Here is a 21304-nt window from a genome sequence, read left to right as displayed (position 1 = left end):
CAATCAATATACGAGCAGGTAATAAGCGATTACGAGTAAAATTTGAGATTGGATCATGGCAGAAGCACTGAATCCCTTCAAGAGTAAAATCGATAGATTGATTGAGAATCTTTTTGATCTTTTTTGGTGAATAGTAGATGTTTGAATTTGAATGTTTCATCATATGTAATACCTCCTAAAAAATACATCTACTAAAAAGGGCTAGTAATGAATATTTTGCTATTCATTACTAGCCACACGATTCTCACTATTTGTCAATAGCTAAATAAAAAAGTCTCTTTAAATTACATTAAAGAGCTTTTTCAGTATTTTAATGCCTAACTTAATGACATTGTCTGATGAGATTACTTTTTTATTTCAGTTCCAACACCATTAGTAGTAAAAATTTCAACTAACAAACTATGTTCCATTCTACCATCTAAAATATGGACTTTATTTACATCATTTTGTACTGCATCAATACAGTTTTGTAACTTAGGAATCATTCCTCCTTGAATAATTCCTGATTCAAATAATACTTTTGCTGAAGCGGTATTAATTTTAGAAATCAAAGTTTTAGGATCATTAGGGTCTTTCAATACCCCTTCAATATCAGTTAAAAAGACTAGTTTACTCGCCTTTAAAGCACGAGCAATAGCAGTTGCCACATCATCAGCGTTAATATTATAAGCATTATATTTTTCATCTAAACCGATCGTTGAAATAATTGGAGTATAACCATTCATCAATAACGTTTCAATCAAATCAGTATCAACTGCTGTGATCTTACCTACCCAGCCAATATCTTCACCTTTAGAAAAATGTTTTTCAACAGTAAGCATATTACCATCTTTACCTGATAACCCGACAGCATGCGTACCAATTCTTTCCATATGCTGTACCAGTCCTTTATTCAACTTTCCAGATAGTACCATTTCTGCAACTTCTAAAGTTTCTTTAGTAGTAACTCTTAAACCATTTTTAAATTCACTTTCAATACTAACCTTATTTAACCAAGTATTAATATCTTTTCCCCCACCATGAACTATTACCGGCTTGATTCCAACTGATTTTAATACTGCGATATCTTTTAATACTGACTGTTTGATAACTTCATTTGTCATCGCACTGCCACCATATTTAATAACAACTGTATCTCCAGCAAATTTTTGAATATAGCTTAGCGCATCAACTAATACTTGAGCTTTATTTTGTTCTCTTGTATGCACTTAAATTCCCCCTTACGAACGATAATCAGCATTGATCTTAACATAATCATAAGTTAGATCACAACCCCATGCTGTTGCTTTAAAATCACCATTATGAATATCAATAATTGCTTTAACTTCACTACTTGATAATATCTTGGTTGCTTTTTCTTCACTATAATCTGTTGCCATTCCCTTAGATACTAACTGCAACTGACCAAATTCACTAGCAACACTTAAGTCCACATCATAAGGATCAAATTCTTCACCAGAATACCCCATTGCACATAATAATCTTCCCCAATTAGCATCATTACCATAAACAGCTGTCTTTACTAACGGTGATGTACAAACACTTTTAGCAATCACTTTAGCCTGTTTAATACTGCTGGCACCATGAACTTGTACCTCCAATAATTTAGTAGCTCCTTCGCCATCACCAGCAATAGCTTTAGCTAGATATTCATTAACATAATATAAAGCTTCTTTAAAAATTTGATAATCTTCATCTTCATTAACGATTTCTTTATTATTAGCTAAACCATTAGCTAATAATAAGACAGTATCATTTGTTGAAGTATCCCGATCTACAGATACCATATTAAAAGTATCAGGAATTACTTCTTTTAAAGCCTTATTTAATAACTCTTTAGAAATATTACAATCAGTTGTAATAAACCCTAACATCGTCGCCATATTAGGATGAATCATCCCTGAACCCTTACAACAAGCACCCAAAGTAACTTTCTTTCCATCAAGTTTAATTTCCACTGCAAGATGCTTTGGTTTTGTATCTGTCGTCATAATTGCTTCAGCTACGATCATACCAGCCTCTTCACTATCACTTAACAATGATTTTACTTGTGGTATACCCGCGATAATTTTATCCATCGGTAACTGTTTACCAATTACCCCAGTTGAACAAATCAAAACTTCTTCTTTTTCAAAACTAAAATTATCAGCTACGCTTTTAGCGAACTCTTCATTATACTTCATTCCCTCATCACCAGTACAAGCATTAGCAACACCACTATTGATTGCAACAACTCTTGCATGATCATAGTTCTCTACGATCATCTTATCCCATACTACCGGTGCCGCCTTAACAATATTTTGTGTAAATGTACCGACTGCTTTAGCATCGACTTGACTATAGATCAACGCTAAATCTTTTTTCTCTTTTTTTATACCAACATGGGCTCCTGCTCCAAAAAAACCAATTGGCGAAGTCACTGTTCCATTATCAATTATTTTCATTATCAAATCCCCCTATAATACCGCAGGCGCTAAAAGCAACCCAGCTTTTTCATCAAGTCCAAACATGATATTCATATTTTGAATTGCTTGACCAGCCGCCCCTTTTACTAAGTTATCCATTGCTCCCATCATAATAATTCGATTAGTCCGAGAGTCGATCTTATAATTAATATCAACAAAATTACTAGCTTTAACATTTCGAACTTCTGGTAAAACTCCAGAATTTAAAACTCTTACAAAATACTCATCATCATAACATTGATAAGCCTTAGCTACATCTTCTTTACTAACTCCGGCTTTTAATTTTGCATAAGCAGTTACTAAAATACCACGATTCATCGGAACTAGATGAGGCGTAAAGTTCAATAATACTTCCTGATTACAAGCATAACCTAACTGTTCTTCAATTTCTGGGGTATGACGATGACTCGCAACCCCATATGCTTTAATACTTTCATTTACTTCACAATATAAGTTAGCCACTTTAGCGCCACGTCCCGCGCCACTAACACCACTTTTAGCATCAATGATCAATGTATCCATATCGATCAATCCTGCTTTGGCTAACGGATAGATTGTTAAGATCGAGCATGTTGGATAGCAGCCTGGATTTGCAATCAAACGCGCTTTTTTTATTTGTTCACGATTAATTTCACACAATCCATATACAGCTTCTTTGATAAATTCTGGAGAAGCATGTTCGATTCCATACCACTTTTCATAAGTATCTACATTTTTAATTCGATAATCAGCACTTAAATCAATCACTTTTACTTTACTTAAAACATTTTCATTAACCATCTTTGCACACACTCCCTGAGGTGTTGCAAAAAACACAACATCAACATCATCTAAATAATCTTCGATGTTTTCATCAACACATTTTTGATCTAACAGCTTAAAATAACTAGCATAAACAAAACTATATTCTTGATCAGTGTATGTCCTTGATGAAACCCACTTAATTTCAACTTCTTTATGTGTTAATAAAAATCGCACTAACTCACATCCCCCATATCCGGTTGATCCCACAATTCCTACTCTAATCATTTTTTAGTCCTCCACTTTCTTTAATATAAAAAAACGTCTCTTAAACAAGAGACGAAATTAACCGCGTTACCACTCTATTTATCATAAGTTGACCCTATGATCTCTTTCATCGTTAAGGGTGATTGCCCGAAAGTGATACTCTAAGTTCCCACTTTCCTCTCGTAAATGCGCTTCATTTTGATTAGACTGCCAATCTTCCACCCACATCAGCTCGCTAAAAATCGTCATCAAAACTACTCTTTTAGTCATCGAGTTTGGTTACTATTATATTACTAAAAAATATTTTGTCAAATAAAAATTGAATTTCTTTCTTGATTTAAAATAATTCTTTAACTCTAATAAAAAAAACTTATTATTTATAAATGTGAAGATCCTTGATATATAAGAATCTTCACATTATTCTAAAACTTAATTTAAACCATACTTTTCTACATATTTATCAATTATCTGCTGTGAAATCAACGGTGCTGAACTGCTGCCTCCATTCGATGCTGTCGTTTGTCGTATCGCGATACAGGCAAAGGCTACGATTGGTTCAGAGTTTTCATCTGCCTGGATATATCCGATCTGTAAATGGTTTGGATAATCGGTCTCTCCTGTTCCTGTATAATCTTCAGCAGTCCCCGTTTTTGCATATGTCACATAGGATTTACTGCTCCAGTAAGAATTACATGTCCCGTTTGTTCTTGTTACACAGGCTCTCATTCCCTGTTTGATTTGGCTAAAAGCCGTCGTTTGACTAGATACATCATCTAACACTTCTGTTTTAACTGTATAGTTGGCATTTGCCAATCCATCAGCATCTGTTACATATGAATCTAAAAATAAATGTGGTTTGATTCTCTTTCCACCGTTTGCTAGTGTGCAGGCATACTGTGCTAACTGGATATTTGTATATGTATCATATTGTCCAATCGAAGCATCTAATAAATACCCTCCAGTTCGCTTGCTTCCTCTATATCCAAACGCTTCGTTAGGAATATCGATCCCTGTCTTTACTCCCAAGCCTAATTCTCCAAGATCTCTTCTTAAGGTTTCAAAAGCTTCATCATTGATCTTTAGCGGTCCATCATATACGTAGTTTGCTCCTCCTAACAGCATCGCTATTCTAAACATATAAACATTTGATGAGTATGCTAGAGCATCTATTTCATTGATCAGTCCTAAATCTCGATGTGATTTCTTCTCTTTCGTTCCTTTGATCTTGATTGGTTCATCCATAAAGGTCGTCCCTGGTGTTATCACCCCTTCTTTGAACGCTGTATAAAGAGTTCCTCCTTTGATCGTCGATCCAATCAAATTGGCATCTAAATAGTTTCCCGCTGCATAATCTGTTACTTCTCCGGTTTCTTTATTGATGATTTTCCCAGACATCACGATGATCTCACCCGTGTAGGGATCCATCAGTGTAAAAAACATCTTATTAAAGAATTTATTTTGACTGTTCATCTTGACCAGTTCTTCTTCTATTATCGAATCGGCAAACTGCTGCAGCTCCCAATCGATCGATAGACGGATATTTGATCCGGCTGTTCCTGATTTGGTACTTGTAACAATTGGATTTCCACTACTGTCATAATTCAATGTATAGCTGCTGTCGCTTCCTCTCAAGATATTTTCATACTGTGCTTCTAATCCAGATACCCCGACTCTGGAATCGTTTTGATATCCTAAAGCTAACAGTTCATTTTTCATTTCCGAAGGCAGACCCTGTTTTTTCGTCGTTACTCTGCCCAGTACCTGACTGAATTCCCGGTCGTAAACATACTGCCGTGACCAGTCTGTCGTTACATCGATTCCTGGCAGGATATCGATGTTTTCTCCAATGATACTTGCTTCTTCTTCACTGATCCCTTCTGCTAGTACTGATGATCCGCTTGAACAGCTCTTCATCAAATAATAAAAGTGCGTATATTTTAATGTGTTTTCATCCATGTATTCTTCAAGCATCTCATCAGTGATCCGTTCGATCTGAAGATTTAATAAGGCACTGTCATAATTATTCTGCTCTTTAAGTTTAGCCTTTTCTTCATCACTGACTAATTCATCAGCTAGATCTGGATATGCAATAATGAAATAATCTTTTTTATTACGGGTTGAAATAGAAGAAGTATCTAGATTTATCGTCTTCGCTAAAAATTTAGCCGATGTTTTCAACTGTTCATCTTTGATCTTTTTAGGTGCATAATAAGTTGCACAGATAACATTAGTATTTTGTACCAGTTTAACATAATTACGATCGACGATTTCACCTCTAGGGGCATCGGTTGAATATGTAGCAGTACCGTATTTTTCTAATTTAACAGCTAATTCATCGCTGTCTTTAAACTGAATCAAAGCTAGTCTAGCAGCCATGACTGATGTAATAGCAACAATGAAACAAAGCAAAACGATCAACCGCCTGCTGACTATATTATCCTGTTTATTTTTCTGTTCTCGTTCTTGTTCTAAGGCTCCATAAAAACGAACTTTATGAATTTTATTTTTAAAATTAAATGCCATCTTACTACCCTCCCTCTTTATTATAAAACAGCAGCTTAAATATGTATATTAAAAAAATCTTAAATCATTGTTTTTGACGATAAAAAAGCTAGAATTGAATTCTAGCTTATAACTCTTCAAACCTTCTAATTCCCCATGTATTTAATAAATAATAAAGACCCAAATCAATAATAATAAATATAACTAATAGCATATTTACATACATTTTAGCACTCATAAAATCACTAAAGAAACCAATATAACAAATACCTATCAAGATTACTAAAGCCATTGTTGAAAATAACGTTATCATAATTGAAGCACTTTGCTTTACAACAACTGTTTCATTGACCCAATCAAACTTTGGTTTCCATAAGTTCACTAACAAACCAAATAACGCTTCAAAGATCGTAAAAACAACAGGGACAATTATCACAATTAAACAATCAATAATATTTAATGAAAAGACGATACTTCCAATAATTGAAAATAATAAACCTGGGGGAATACATAAAGCTAAATGTAATGCTACCTTACTTTCTAGAATATCTTTTGTTTTGATTGGTAGTGATTTAATGATCCATAAACGATTCCCTTCTAAAGAAATTAAAGCTGCGCTAATTATATTCATAGAACTTGTGGCAATAACGGCAATCGATAACAAAGGAACAATAAACTCATTTATCATACTTCTATATTGTCCTGGAATAACCTCTAACATATCTAATAATTCTGTTCCTTTAATAAGCAGTGCTCCAGCTAATACAACCGTAAAAGCAATTCCTAAAGCAGCATTCAACATTACCATTGGATTAGAGGTAAAATGTTTTAATTCCCGCTTAAATAATGCCATTTTTTGATTAGATGTTTTAATATCAGAATCTTTTAGTTTAACTTTTTTAGATATCGGTTTACTTGTTGCAATACTAATAAAATTCTTTGAAAGTAAATAAATCACTAATGCAAATGGTAATAAGACACAAAGTAAATATAATATTAGACTAACTGCATTTGTTTTACTAATTGCAATTGACAAATGATAAATTGGAAATAAAGTATTTCTAATTGCTTCACCGATAGTTTTCCCATTAGCAATCAATGAGATTAAATAATCTGGTAATTTATTGATTACATAGAAATATAATCCTAAAAAACCTAAGGAAATGATCATTGTAATAATCGTTTTATTTCTAATTTTTTTCATGATCATTGCCATCAGCCAGCCAAAGATACATGATAAAGTCAATGCCAATAAGGGTAAAGTAATAATAACGATGATAAAAAACAATAATTTAATAATATCAAAAGGTGTTTGACCAAAATAAACAATAAAACACGGTAAAGCCACTAAAGCTTCATAAACATAATTAATAATCAAAACTACAAAGATCCGACTAAGTAAAATATCTTTTGTTTTGATCGGCATCGCTAAGAGCAGTTCATTATCCTTAGCCCCATATATTTCTTGTTGTGTCGTAAAAACACTGCCAATGAAACACAATAAAACAACCAAAACTGCCATGATTCCAAAATATAGCCATTCAAAGCCGATCATTGTAAAAGGTTTTAAAATCTGATCAAACATATAACCAAACATCGTTCCAAATATAAGTGCTATATAAGCCAGGATAAATAACATCAAAACTATTTTACCAGCAGTAATTTTTTGTTTTTTACTACCTTTCATTGAACGCATAAAGATTCCCTGTAATCGAATCTTAATTAATGATCTAAGCATTTTCATCCTCCAATTCTAAAAATACATCTTCTAAAGATTCATTTCCAATGACTTCTTGAGTATTTCCAGATATGACAAGTTTACCTGCTTTAATAATCGCAATTTTATTACAAAGCTTTTCAGCAACTTCCAAAACATGAGTAGAAAAGAAAATCGCCCCACCTTGATCACATATTTCTTTCATCAAACCTTTTAATAAATGTGATGCTTTAGGATCCAAACCGACAAAAGGCTCATCCATAATAATTAATTTAGGATCATGGATCAAAGCTGAAATAATCGCTAATTTTTGTTTCATTCCATGTGAGTATGCACTGATCGGTTCTCCCAAAGAGTCACTCAACTCAAACATATCCCCATATTTTTTTATTTTCATCTTACGATCTTCTTGACTAATACCATAAACATCACTAATAAAATTTAAATACTTAATACCAGTCAAATATTCATATAAATCAGGATTATCAGGAATATACGCCATAATCGCTTTGCAAGCAAGAGGATCTTTCTTAATTGATTTACCATCAATATAAATATCTCCCTGGTCAAATTCCATAATACCTACAATAGATTTTAAAGTTGTTGTTTTTCCAGCCCCATTATGACCAATAAAACCGTAAATCTGTCCCCTTTCTATATGCAGTGATAAATCATCTACTGCCTTTTTACTTCCAAAAGTTTTCGTTAGATTTTCAATTCTTAACATTTTGATCTCCTCGTTTCATAAATAAATTATTTTTATTATTTATATTATTATAGTAGCTCTATATCCATATAATTGCAAGATATTTTATAATTATTTAAATCCAAAAAATATCCTGTAAAATAATTACAGGATAAAACAAATCTTTTAAACTGAATTTACATGTTCCTTTATTAAAGCATAGATTACCGATAAGACTGGAACACTAAATAAAACGCCAACAATTCCCCATAAACCACCACCAACAGTAACGGCAAACAAAACCCAAATCGATGGAAGACCAACTGATGATCCCACAACTCTTGGATAAATCAAATCACCTTCAAGCTGCTGTAAAACAACTAAATAAATGATAAAAAATACTGCCTGCATCGGATCGACCGTCATGATCATAAACGCACCGATTCCTCCGCCAATAAAAGCACCGACAATTGGTACAAATGCAGTTATTCCAACTAAAGTTCCTACCATTGGAGCATACGGGAATCCTAGTATCTTCATTCCAATTGCACATAAAGAGCCTAAGATGATTGCTTCAATCGTCTGACCAATAATAAAATTCGTAAAAGTTGTTCGTGATAATCTCGCAATCTTAACTAATTTTGCAGAAACTTTTGCAGGTAGATACGTCTTTATTAATTTATGAGATTGTCGTTTTAATGTCTCTTTGCTCATTAAAATATAAAAGGCAAACACAAATCCTACAACCACATTAACAATGCTGCTCATTAGGATTGAAAGAATATCAACTGTTGACCCTAAGACTCCTGTAAATCCCACTTTTAAAGCATTACTAAATTCTTTTGTAATTGCGTTCAAATCAATGTTATTTAATAATTCTTCTAACCGTGGTGAGATTCCACCATTGCTTTTACTCCATTGCTGCAGATCTTCAAATACTTCTGGTAAACTTTTGACAATCAGCTTTATCGCACTAGATATTTCAGGAATAACAAGATTTATTATTAATGTTAAAACCCCAATCAATATTAACATCGATAAAATAATGCTTATAATTCTTTTACAACGATCAAACCATTTTCCCTTAAAAAACATTTTTAGTAATTTTTCAACTCTGATCATTAAAACATTTAAAATAAAAGCAATGATAAAGCCAATAATAAAAGGCATGATTACTGATAATAAGTTATTAAAGGTCGCAAAAATTATTTCATAATTATTAAGTCCCCAATAACAAATTATCGCAATTAAGACTATTTTTAAGATTTTTTGATAATCCAGCTTATTTTCACTCATAAAGATCCCCCTATTTATACTGTATACTTTATTTTATTACTGTTGCTCAAATATGAACATCCAATAAAATTATCGCATAATTGCGATAAAATATTGCAATTATTTTTTCTATAGTTTATGATAATGATAATTTAATAGTTATTATAAGGGGGATTAAATGATGAAAGAAAAAGTTGTTCTTGCTTATTCCGGGGGACTTGATACTACTGCTATTATTCCTTGGTTAAAAGAAAATTATGATTATGAAGTTATTTGCTGCTGTATCGATGTTGGACAAGCTGATGAGTTAGATGGCTTAGAAGAACGTGCAAAAGCATGTGGTGCAACTAAACTTTACATAAAAAATGTCGTTGATGAATATGTTAAAGATTATATTATTCCAACTGTCCAGGCTGATGCTGTATTTGAATATAAATATTTATTAGGTACTGCTACTGCAAGACCATTGATTGCTAAAGTATTAGTTGATGTAGCGCGTCAAGAAGGTGCGACTGCAATATGTCATGGAGCAACTGGTAAAGGTAATGATCAAATTCGTTTTGAACTAGGAATCAAAGCATTAGCTCCTGATTTAAAGATCATTGCTGCTTGGCGTGATCCTAAATGGACGATGGATTCAAGAGAATCTGAAATCGAATATTGTAAAGCTCATGGAATTAATTTACCATTCTCTGCAGATTCTAGTTATTCACGTGATCGTAATATTTGGCATATTTCACATGAAGGACTAGAACTTGAAAATCCTGAAAACACACCAAATTATGATCATTTATTAGTTTTATCAACAGCACCAGAAAAAGCACCTGATAAAGCTGAACATGTTCAAATCGAATGGGAAAAAGGTGTTCCTGTTAAGTTAAATGGAAAAGAAATGCCTTTAACTGCTATTCTTGAAGAATTGAATGAACTTGGTGGTAGACATGGTATCGGAATCGTTGATATCGTTGAAAACCGTGTTGTAGGAATGAAATCACGTGGTGTGTATGAAACACCAGGTGGTACTATTTTAATGGAAGCTCATCGTCAGTTAGAAGAATTAGTATTAGATCGTGAAACTTTAAAATATAAACGTTTAGTTTCTGTGGAATTTGCTGAATTAGTATATGCTGCTAAATGGTTCTCACCATTACGTGAAGCTTTAACTGCTTTTGTTGATAAAACTCAAGAAGTTGTTAGCGGTACTACTAAGTTTAGATTATATAAGGGAAATATTATCAAAGAAGGTACAACTTCTCCATATTCTTTATATGATGAAGATATTGCTAGCTTTGCAACAGGTGATTTATATGATCATCATGATGCTGAAGGATTCATTACTTTATATGGTCTTTCAACTAAAGTTAGAGCAATGAAATTAAATAATAAAAAATAAAAAAGGGCTTTAGCCCTTTTATTATACAGGAGGTAAGAAAATGAATTTATGGGGTGGCAGATTTACCAAACCAACTAATCAATTAGTCTATGATTTTAATGCATCGATTGAATTTGATCAAACTTTTTATCAACAAGATATTCAAGGAAGTATTGCTCATGTAAAAATGTTAGCTAAACAAGGCATCTTAACTAAAGAAGAAGGTAACCAGATCGAAACTGCTTTAAAGCAGATCTTAGCAGATATCGAAAGTGGAAAACTTGAAATCGATAATTCACAAGAAGATATCCATAGCTTTGTCGAATCTACCTTGATCGACCGAATTGGCGATACAGGTAAAAAATTACATACTGGTAGAAGTAGAAATGACCAGGTTGCTTTAGACATGCGTTTGTATACTCGTGATCAGGTTGTAATGTTAAATACATTGGTTCACAATCTTTTAACAACGATCAATGATCTTATGAAAGAACATTTAGATACGATCATGCCAGGCTTTACACATTTACAAAAAGCACAACCAATTACTTTAGCTCATCATCTTGGTGCCTATTTTGAAATGTTTAAACGCGATAGCAGCCGTCTTGAAGATATCTATGATCGAATGAATATATGCCCATTAGGTTCTGGAGCTTTAGCAGGAACAACTTATCCGTTAGATCGTAATTACACTGCTGAATTATTAGGGTTTGATGGTCCTTGTTTAAACAGTATCGATGGTGTTAGTGATCGTGATTATTTAATTGAATTATTAAGTGCTATGGCTACCATGATGATGCATATGTCAAGAATCAGCGAAGAAATTATTATTTGGAATACTAATGAATACCAATTTGTGGAATTAGATGATACTTTTTCAACTGGGTCATCAATCATGCCACAAAAGAAAAATCCTGATATTGCGGAATTAATTAGAGGTAAGACCGGTAGAGTTTATGGCGCTTTAACTAGTCTGCTTACAACCATGAAAGGTATTCCATTAGCTTATAATAAAGATATGCAAGAAGATAAAGAACTTGTTTTCGATGCTTTAACGACTACTAAAGGCTGTTTACAATTATTAAATGATATGTTGAAATCAACAACTTTTAATAAAACAAAAATGCGTAAATCAGCAACTGGTGGTTTTACTAATGCTACTGACGCTGCTGATTATCTTGTCAATAAAGGCGTACCATTTAGAGATGCTCATGGAATCATCGGACGTCTAGTTCTTTATGCAATTGATCAAAATAAAGATTTAGATGATTTAAGTATTGCTGAATTTAAAGCTATTTGTGATGTTTTTGATGAAGATATTTATGAAGCAATCAATGTTGAAACATGTGTAAATAAGCGTAATACGATTGGTGCTCCTGGTATTAAAGCAATGAAAGAAGTAATCGCTTTAAATGATAAATATTTAAATAATAGCATGGGGTTAAAATAATTTAACCCTTTTTTCTTACAATTTTCTTAAAAAAACACGATAAATTTGTCTTTTTAAACAAAATAGGCTAAGATGAAAAGTGAGGTGATATTATGGCTTACAATATCTTAGTAGTTGATGATGAACAATCAATTGCTGATTTAGTTGAATTATATTTACAAAACGAAAATTATCATGTTTTTAAATACTATCACGGGCAGGATGCTTTGGACAGTTTACAAAAAAATCACTATGATCTTGCCATTTTAGATGTGATGATGCCAGATCTTGATGGTTTTAGTTTATTAAAAGAAATTCGTAAAGATTATTTTTTCCCCGTGATCATGTTGACAGCAAAAAATAATGATCTTGATAAGATCAATGGTTTAACATTGGGAGCTGATGACTATATAACTAAACCCTTTAATCCTTTAGAGTTAGCTGCGCATGTCAAAACCCAATTAAGACGCTATCTTCGTTATAATACTAGTGAAACAACACCTAACCAGCAAATATACGATTTCAATGGTCTAATGATCAATAATGACAATCATAAATGTACTTTATACGATCAGCCTTTAAATCTTACTCCTTTAGAATTCTCAATTTTATGGTATTTATGTAGTAAAAAAGGCAGTGTGGTAACATCAGAAGAATTATTTGAAGCTGTTTGGCAGGAAAAATATCTCGACAACAATAATACCGTCATGGCCCATGTAGCTAGATTGCGAGAAAAAATGCACGAAAATGCTCGTAAACCTAAATTTATCAAAACTGTTTGGGGAGTGGGTTATACAATTGAATAATTCTCATTTCAAAAAAAGTTTAACGGCTAATCTTTTAAAAAAAATAGCTGTTACAATTGGGATATCGATCATTACTTTTATTATCCTATTTGTTTATTCTTATGAAGTCTATCATCAATATGTTTGGCAAGAATATGATCTGGTTTATCAGTTGGCTCAATTGATCAAAGATAACTTACCAGCTATATCGATCAGTCTTATTGCTCTTGATACTATCATTATTTTTTGGCTTCGATACCGAGAATCCTTACAGTATATCGAAAAGATGTTAGAAGCGGGAAAAATACTTGTAGAAGATAGCGAGCGATTAATCAGTCTTCCTTTTGAACTTAAAGAAATAGAGGATCAAATGAATCAAATCAAAAAAGATTCATTAAAAAACAGAGCTGCTATTAAACAGGCTGAAAAGCAAAGAAATGATTTATTGTTGTATTTAGCTCACGATTTAAAAACACCTTTAACATCAATTATTGGCTATTTAGATTTATTAAAAAGCCAAACTAATTTATCTTTAGAAGAAAAAAGCAATTATACAAAAATTGCTTATGATAAATCGCTTCGTTTAGAAGAACTGATCGAAGAATTCTTTTTGATCGCTAAATATAATTTAAGCGATATCACGTTAGATAAACAGCAAGTAAATTTATCAATCATGCTAGCGCAAATATCATATGAATTCATGCCTTTATATCGAGAAAAAAATCTTGAATGTGTTAACGAGATCGAAGATAACTTAATTGTATCGATCGATATAAACCAATTTGAACGTGTTTTTGATAATCTTATTCGTAACGCCATCAATTATAGCGATAAAGATTCAAAAATTAATATTAGTGCTAAAAAAGAAAATGATCATATTATCATAAAATTATCAAATTCTGTTAATTTTGTTGATAAGAATAAATTAAATCATATTTTTGAACCCTTTGTCCGTTTAGACGAATCACGAAGTAGTAAGACCGGTGGTTCTGGATTAGGGCTAGCGATAACTAAAAAGATCATCGAACTTCATCACGGGACAATTCGTGCTGATTTAAATAATAAATTAATTATCTTTACAGTTAAATTACCATTGTAAGAAATTTGTAAGAATTTCTTTAGTAAATGTCAATACATAACCTATTTTATCTTGTTATGATAACAATATAGAATAGGTTTTTAGATTGGAGGTAATATTTATGGCATTAAAAAAACCACATCTATCCAATTTTGTCCTGGGGTTTTGTTCTCTGATTTATTTTTGGATGTTAATTAAGATCATTTTACTTAAAAATGGTTTTACTAATCAAGGTTATAAAATAAATTTTATATTATTTGATTTTATTAACCAGTATTATGATCATGGATTAAGCCAAACTTTATTGATTAATATTTTAGGAAATATTGCATTATTTATTCCTCTAAGTATTATTTTATTAAATTATTTTAAATCCCTTACTTACAGTAATGTTATTTTTACAAACTTTATAACTAGTCTATCATTTGAATTAATTCAATTAGCAACAGGATGGGGAGTTTTTGATGTTGATGATATTTTTCTAAACACTTTAGGTGGTATTATCGGTTTAGTCATATACCATTTAATTACTCACAAAAAACGTAGTAAATTACCTTCAGCAATATTTCTCGTTAGTTTTGGCATGATTGGTTATCTTTCACTTCATGAGTTCTATCCTGTTCTATTACCATCATTTATACTATAAAAAGGAGCTAAAATTATGGAAAAATTATCTATTAAAGAAAAAGCAATCATCGTTATCATTCTTGGAGCAATTGCCATCTTTTCAATTGCTATTAAATACTATTCAATGACATTATGAAATTAAAAAAAGCACCTGCATTTATTTGCTTTATTCTTGTTCTAGCAATTGGCTATCTAGGTATTCAGATAGTTCCTCATTTCTTATATGATAATAACAATGATTGCCCTCAATATATCGAAGAATTTGTCAAAAATAACCCTCAGGCAATAGAATTAAAAACAAATTATCAAAGCGAAGAAAACGACGATCCGATCACTTTAGAAATCAATGATAAGATCCCCTTATTTATCCAGTGGGATAAGCGCTGGGCATATACTCCCTATGGTGATGAAATCATCGGAACTGCTGGCTGTGGTCCTACCTGTATCGCGATGGTAGCTGTCGGTCTTACTGGCAATACTGATTACAATCCTCGTTTTGTTGCTAAATACGCTAGTGAAAATGGTTATTTAGAAGGCAGTAAAACAACCTGGACTTTTATGGAAAAAGGATGTCAAGCTTTTAATTTAAAAGCCTCAGCCGTTCCCTTGGACAAAAATTCTATGATCAATCAACTAAATCAAGGAAATCCCATTATCTGTAGTGTTAAACCAGGTGATTTTACAACAACCGGGCATTTTCTAGTAATAACTAAAACTATTGATGGTGAATTCTATCTCAATGACCCCAACAATAAGGAAAACAGTCAACGTTCATGGACATATGAAAGACTTGCATCACAAATAAAAGCGATGTGGTCATACTCTCTTATATAATAAAATTTCAACAACACAGCATTTAAAATCTGCTGTGTTTTTTATTCTTTTCATAAAATACTACAATTCAACTAATTATTTATTATGTGCGCTGTAATAATCGTATAACTAGATGAATTAATCGTTATTTTAAGATTATCAACTTCACAGTACCAGTTTTTACCTTGTCTATAAATATTACAAGTTTCTTTCAAAACTTTATTTTTACAATATTCAACTACATCAATTTGATCTATTTTTAAATTTCTTTTAATTCTCTCAATTCCCATTTCCGTCGTATGAATTTTATCAATATTATCTAACAATATTTTTCTATCTTCCATTATTTTATCCTCCTATAAATTTCGATTTATTATGACATAATATATTTCATCCCATAATAAAAGTCAACCTAAGATACTATCTTAAGTTGACTTCACTTCATTAATCTTCTTTTCGTTTGCTTACTAAAACCGTAACCATACTTATTAATCCTAATCCCGCAAATACTCCAGTTAAAGTATCATCACCTGTTTTAATACTTACTGTTGAATCTCCAACTTTGACTGGATTACCTGCTTCAATTACTTCTAATCCGGCCATTGCCTTAGTTAAAGTATCTTTAGCATTATCAACCTGCTCTTGACTTGCTTCAGAATTATTTAACACTGCCTGTACATTGTTTAATGTTTCTTGTAATACATTCCATGATTCAGCACTATAACTTGCTGCATTTAAGCTGTTTGCTTTATTGATCAACCCTTGTAATAGGTCCTTATTTGGAATCAATCTTAAGTTTAAGTATGCTCTTATCAATGCCTCATATGCTGCATCTACTTCTATTTGTGTCGCATCTGGATCTTCTAATACTACTATTGCATCATTTAATGCTTCATTCATTACTTCCCATGATGCTACTGTATAATTTGCCTCATTTAATCCATTTACTTTATTGATCAAAGCACTTAGTAAATCCTTATTTGGTTTTAATCTTAAGTCTAAGAAAGCTTTTACCAATTCTATATACGCTTCATCTATTTCTTCCTGCATTGCATTCTCGTTACCTAGTACATCATTTGCTTTATCTAACGCTGATAACATTGCATTCCATCTAGATTCAATGTATTTATCTGCTTCTAAACCATTGATCATATCTACTTGTTTTTGTAATGCTGTTTTATCACCTTTAAAGAATTCTAACATATGCATAGCATTCGCTAGTCGATCGAAAGCGTTATTTACTTCAACTTGTGTAGCTTTAGTATTATCATATACTTCTTTAGCATTTTCTAAAGCCTCATTAAATTCTGTTACTACAACTGGTAAGACATATTCTAAATTTACATCTTCAGCCATTTCAATAGCAATTTGTAAAGCTAATTTATCTGTTTCAATTACTTTTTCAACTAAAGCTTCTATAGCTGCATTTAAATTTGCTGCTGCAATATCAATTTCTTCTTGAGTCACATCTTCTTTAGCTACAACAATTTTTGCATTTGTTAAAGCATTTTGCATTACAGTCCAGCTTTCTGTCGTATAATCAGCTTCGTTTAAATTTTCAGCAACAATGATTGCCTCATTCAATCCTGCTTTATCTAAAATTTCGACATATACGATTTCAAATTTATCAAGCTGTGGTGATCTGCCTGCTGGTCCTGTAAACACTAATATTCCCTTACCAGCTTCTTTTACATTTAAGTCAAATTCTGCAATATGTGTTGCTGCTGTACTGCTAGCTCCAGCTGACACACTGCCACTTTCTATTTTTCCGCTTTCTTCTGACCATGCTAAAGCATTTGTCGTTGATCCACTTCGATAATATGCTTTTACATGATATATTCCAGCTTTTATCGCATTATAATTATATTTAACGACATCACCATGATTGATAGCATCAATAAATTTTCCATTACTTGCCCATGAACCTTCAGTAACGACACAAGGCCAGCCATTATCATTGCTTGGATCGTTGATGATCTCGCTTGCATATTCAGCTTCAAGAACTATCGTATCGTTTCCTTCAGGGAAAACAAATGGATTATTCTCTGTATATTTACTAAATACAAATATTACTTCAATTTTAGCGTTTGCACCAATATTTTCAAAAGTATAAGAATCAACTATACCGACAGATTTGCCATCTACAAGAACATCTTTGATTTCATATCCTTCATCAGCAATAATATTATATGTTTTACTATCACCTTCAGTAACCTCAGTTATACCTTCGTCACTAATTGTACCACCAGCACTGGCAATTGCTTCAATATTATATGTACTCAATTCAATATCACCAGGCGTAAAAACTAATTTATCAAGCTGTGGTGATCTGCCCGCTGGTCCTGTAAATACTAATACCCCATTACCAGCTTCTTTTACATTTAAGTCAAATTCTGCAATATGCGTTGCTGCTGTACTGCTAGCTCCAGCTGACACACTGCCACTTTCTATTTTTCCGCTTTCTTCTGACCATGCTAAAGCATTTGTCGTTGATCCACTTCGATAATATGCTTTTACATGATATATTCCAGCTTTTATCGCATTATAATTATATTTAACGACATCACCATGATTGATAGCATCAATAAATTTTCCATTACTTGCCCATGAACCTTCAGTAACGACACAAGGCCAGCCATTATCATTGCTTGGATCATTGATGATCTCACTTGCAAATTCAGCTTCAAGTACTGCTGATGTCTCTTTTTGCCAAGGGAAAACAAAAGGATCTTCTTGAGTATATTTTTCTCTTTTAACTAATCCATTTTCAGCAATTCTTAGATCCTCAATTGCTTTTTCAATTTCAGAAATAGCAGCATCTGATTTTTCAGCAATTTCTTGTGCATATATCAATGCAGCTTTAAACTGTACCCAACCTGATATATACCAGTCTTCAATCTTTTGTTTTCCTGATTCAAGAAGCATATTCAATGTTTCTAAAGAACTCGTTTCAGTATCTTTAATAGTAATATTTGCTTTATCATTAAATCCTAAAATCAAACCACTACTTGGTTCTGTTAATTCGACACTAAATACTCGATCACCTGTTGCATTAGTATTTCTTCTTGTTTCTACAGGAGCATAAGTTTCATTAACACCATCTTCCATTACGATATTAGTAATCAGTTCAGTATTAAAATCATCTTGAATCGCACTTCCTGGATTAGGTTGTAATTTTGCAGTTATTGTCCCTTTGTTGCCACCAACCCGAACTATTTTAACATTGATTCTCTCATTTTCATTCATTGTATAACTAGATTCTTCTAATCCAATCATACCTTTGCCACCATTGTTAATAACATATGCAGCTTCGATTCCAATCGCTTTTGAATCTACACTTAATGTTAAAGTATGTTCGCCATCTTCTAAATCTTTTGAAGCATAAATTATTTGTCCAGTTGCCCGTGAACTAGCATTTGTATCTATTTTTTCTGCTTCACCACCATCTATTGTAATAGTAGCAGTACCATGATTTGGATCCTTTGTACCCATCAGATAAACTTTGCTGCCTGTAAATGTAAGGGTTAAGGATGCCCCCGCATTAGCATAACGGTTTGTCCCATTAATACAAGTTGTAATATTTTCTTTATACCATGTACCATTAAATGTATAACCCATTCCATCTGAAATATCAGTATCCTCAATATCAATAACATCCATTCCTTCAGGAGCCATACCCGCTAGCTCAAATCCTTCGCTAGCTTTATATACACCTACTTCACTGATGATCGGCACCGCATCGCTTTTGTTTGTATCGACTGTAATTCGAATCTGATCAGCTCTTACAGTTGCTGTCCGGACTAATCTTTTAGCTCCGATCGTTTCCCCTTCATCCATGACTTTCCATTCGCTATTTTCGCCATTACGATATTCAACTTTATATTCATTGATACTTTGACCAAACTGAATGGCTTCTTCGATAGAAACAACATCAAATGATTTTGTTGAACCTAAATCTATTAACAGAGTACCTTCTTGTATCCCATCATCAACCGTCCAATATGTTTCATCATTTCCATCAATGACATTTCCTGGACCATAGGTAATGTCGTCACCACGCACACTTGAGGCTTTTACTGAGGCATTTGTTGAAGCTGCTAAATTATTATTAAATGTTTCTTCAATATTTTTCCCAAATTCAGCTAATCTATCTAATATTGCCTGATCAACTGTTCCATCTGAGTTTGGTGGTACATTTAATAACAATGGTGCATTATGACCAACTGAATTAAAATACATATTTCCTAAATCGGCAAGACTTTTAGGGGTATTCTTTCTTGTCCCCCAGAACCATCCTGATGTAATCCGCGCATCAGCTTCAGGTACTGTCCATTTATTGCCATTTTCATATCCCAATGAATAACTTCCCTGGACATTATCATCACATGTATCAGCTTCGATATCAACATTTGATTTTGACCAGGTATTTTTTGAAGCAAAACCATTTTCATTTCCAATCCAGCGAACTGTCGTATTAGCACCACATTGGAAAATCATGCATTCACTATCAAAGCCAGCTTCTAATCCTTCTTGTGTTTGAATCGTCTCATACCAACGTTTAAAATCATATTTTTGGGCATTGGCACCACTTCCTTTAGCGCCATCCATCCAAATTTCTGTAAAATGACCATTATTACCATATTTATCATTTCCTAAAATTTCATTTAACTGATTTACATAATAGTCATTATAATCTAACACATCATTTTCTTCAGTTGTCGCATTACCATTTTCATCATAATAACCATAACTAGAATCATGAATATCCCATGGTGATAAATACAATCCCATATCAATATCATATTTTGTACAAACTGCTGAAATTTCTGCCAAGATATCACCGTTACCATTTTTATAGCTTGTATTTGCAACATCATAATCTGTATATTGACTATTCCAAATACAAAAACCGTCATGATGTTTAGCAGTTACAATGATCTTCTTAAATCCAGCATCTTTAAATGCTTTTACCAATGTCTCGGCATCAAAATCATTTTCTAATTTAAATATTTCGTCTGGGGTTTTATTCCCATAATTTTCTCCCCATTCAATTTCATTGAAAGTATTAGGTCCAAAGTGAACAAAACCTGCTAATTCTTCTTTTTGATAACGATACTGCTCATTTGTCGGAGTAACTCCCCAAGGTTCTGGAGCTGCCACCTGCATAGTTGATAAATCACTATCACTAATATAACTTTCAGCTGCATTTATATGGTTTATTCCCGGTACCAGAGTCATGATCATCGTTAGTGATAACGCTATTTTACTTAACTTCATCATTTTTATCCTTTCATTTAATATTCTTTTCCCATAATTATCTTTTTAATTAAAATTCGTCTTATTATTTTATTTATCGCCTCCTCGTTTTAAATTCTATTTATTAACAAAACCGTTTTACTTAAACACAATAAAAATAGTATATTACTTGATCATGTGATGTAAACGGTTTCATAAATTTATCGTATCTTATTTATATAAAAACGTATTTAGTTTTTTAAATATATTTTTTGTCTTTTTTAATTTAATAATAAAAAATGATGATAACTAA

The 21304-nt window shown here is 32.4% G+C and carries 15 protein-coding genes and 1 other annotated feature; of the genes, 6 read left to right on the top strand and 9 right to left on the bottom strand.

Annotated features, from left to right (window positions below):
• Positions 1-344 precede the first annotated feature (344 nt).
• From argB to BR82_RS0106790, 7 genes are all read right to left on the bottom strand, one after another.
• Complete coding sequence (gene argB, locus BR82_RS0106825) at positions 345-1208, bottom strand: acetylglutamate kinase (RefSeq protein WP_024721288.1); 864 nt, start codon at positions 1206-1208, stop codon at positions 345-347.
• Positions 1209-1220: 12 nt separating this feature from the next.
• A complete protein-coding gene (gene argJ, locus BR82_RS0106820) occupies positions 1221-2444 on the bottom strand; it encodes a bifunctional glutamate N-acetyltransferase/amino-acid acetyltransferase ArgJ (protein WP_027089574.1) in 1224 nt (407 codons plus the stop codon).
• A gap of 12 nt (positions 2445-2456) precedes the next feature.
• Positions 2457-3494, bottom strand: a complete 1038-nt coding sequence (argC, locus tag BR82_RS0106815) for an N-acetyl-gamma-glutamyl-phosphate reductase (protein WP_024721286.1) — start codon at positions 3492-3494, stop codon at positions 2457-2459.
• 44 nt (positions 3495-3538) lie between these two features.
• Positions 3539-3752, bottom strand: a binding site (T-box leader).
• Positions 3753-3902: 150 nt separating this feature from the next.
• A complete protein-coding gene (locus tag BR82_RS0106805) occupies positions 3903-5996 on the bottom strand; it encodes a peptidoglycan D,D-transpeptidase FtsI family protein (protein ID WP_027089573.1) in 2094 nt (697 codons plus the stop codon).
• A 106-nt stretch (positions 5997-6102) separates the two neighbouring features.
• Positions 6103-7713 carry a hypothetical protein gene (locus tag BR82_RS0106800; RefSeq protein WP_027089572.1) on the bottom strand — a complete coding sequence of 537 codons (1611 nt, stop codon included), beginning with the start codon at positions 7711-7713 and terminating at the stop codon, positions 6103-6105.
• Entirely contained in the window at positions 7706-8419 is a 714-nt protein-coding gene (locus BR82_RS0106795; protein WP_024721284.1) for an ABC transporter ATP-binding protein, read from the bottom strand. The genes BR82_RS0106800 and BR82_RS0106795 overlap by 8 nt, the downstream gene beginning before the upstream one ends.
• A gap of 144 nt (positions 8420-8563) precedes the next feature.
• A complete protein-coding gene (locus tag BR82_RS0106790) occupies positions 8564-9673 on the bottom strand; it encodes an AI-2E family transporter (protein ID WP_027089571.1) in 1110 nt (369 codons plus the stop codon).
• 160 nt (positions 9674-9833) lie between these two features.
• Between BR82_RS0106790 and BR82_RS0106785 the strand changes: the two genes are divergently transcribed.
• The 6 genes from BR82_RS0106785 (at position 9834) to BR82_RS0106755 (ending at position 15777) form a co-directional block, all read left to right on the top strand.
• Positions 9834-11045 (top strand): argininosuccinate synthase, encoded by a 1212-nt coding sequence (locus BR82_RS0106785; RefSeq protein WP_024721280.1) that lies wholly within the window; start codon positions 9834-9836, stop codon positions 11043-11045.
• A gap of 40 nt (positions 11046-11085) precedes the next feature.
• On the top strand, positions 11086-12474 hold the full coding sequence (gene argH / locus BR82_RS0106780; protein ID WP_027089570.1) for an argininosuccinate lyase: 1389 nt from the start codon (positions 11086-11088) through the stop codon (positions 12472-12474).
• Positions 12475-12566: 92 nt separating this feature from the next.
• The gene (vanR, locus tag BR82_RS0106775; RefSeq protein WP_027089569.1) at positions 12567-13259 is read left to right on the top strand and encodes a VanR-ABDEGLN family response regulator transcription factor; all 693 of its coding nucleotides are present in this window, start codon (positions 12567-12569) and stop codon (positions 13257-13259) included.
• Positions 13252-14337, top strand: coding sequence for a sensor histidine kinase (locus BR82_RS0106770; protein WP_024721277.1), 1086 nt, complete (start codon positions 13252-13254; stop codon positions 14335-14337). Before vanR ends, BR82_RS0106770 begins: the two co-directional genes overlap by 8 nt.
• 100 nt (positions 14338-14437) lie before the next feature.
• A complete protein-coding gene (locus BR82_RS0106765; RefSeq protein WP_027089568.1) occupies positions 14438-14962 on the top strand; it encodes a VanZ family protein in 525 nt (174 codons plus the stop codon).
• A 113-nt stretch (positions 14963-15075) separates the two neighbouring features.
• Positions 15076-15777, top strand: coding sequence for a C39 family peptidase (locus tag BR82_RS0106755; protein ID WP_024721276.1), 702 nt, complete (start codon positions 15076-15078; stop codon positions 15775-15777).
• A gap of 71 nt (positions 15778-15848) precedes the next feature.
• On the opposite strand, the gene BR82_RS0106750 is transcribed toward BR82_RS0106755, so the two are convergent.
• Together BR82_RS0106750 and BR82_RS15340 are read right to left on the bottom strand one after the other, a co-directional pair.
• The gene (locus tag BR82_RS0106750) at positions 15849-16100 is read right to left on the bottom strand and encodes a DUF3781 domain-containing protein (protein ID WP_027089567.1); all 252 of its coding nucleotides are present in this window, start codon (positions 16098-16100) and stop codon (positions 15849-15851) included.
• Positions 16101-16200: 100 nt separating this feature from the next.
• Positions 16201-21033, bottom strand: a complete 4833-nt coding sequence (locus BR82_RS15340) for an alpha-L-fucosidase (protein WP_051592773.1) — start codon at positions 21031-21033, stop codon at positions 16201-16203.
• Between the last annotated feature and the right edge of the window lie 271 nt (positions 21034-21304).

Source organism: Thomasclavelia saccharogumia DSM 17460 (genome assembly GCF_000686665.1).
In the GTDB taxonomy this organism is placed as follows: domain Bacteria; phylum Bacillota_I; class Bacilli_A; order Erysipelotrichales; family Coprobacillaceae; genus Thomasclavelia; species Thomasclavelia saccharogumia.
The sequence above is the reverse complement of the archived record's forward strand: the minus strand, read 5'-3'. Positions and strand labels throughout refer to the sequence as shown.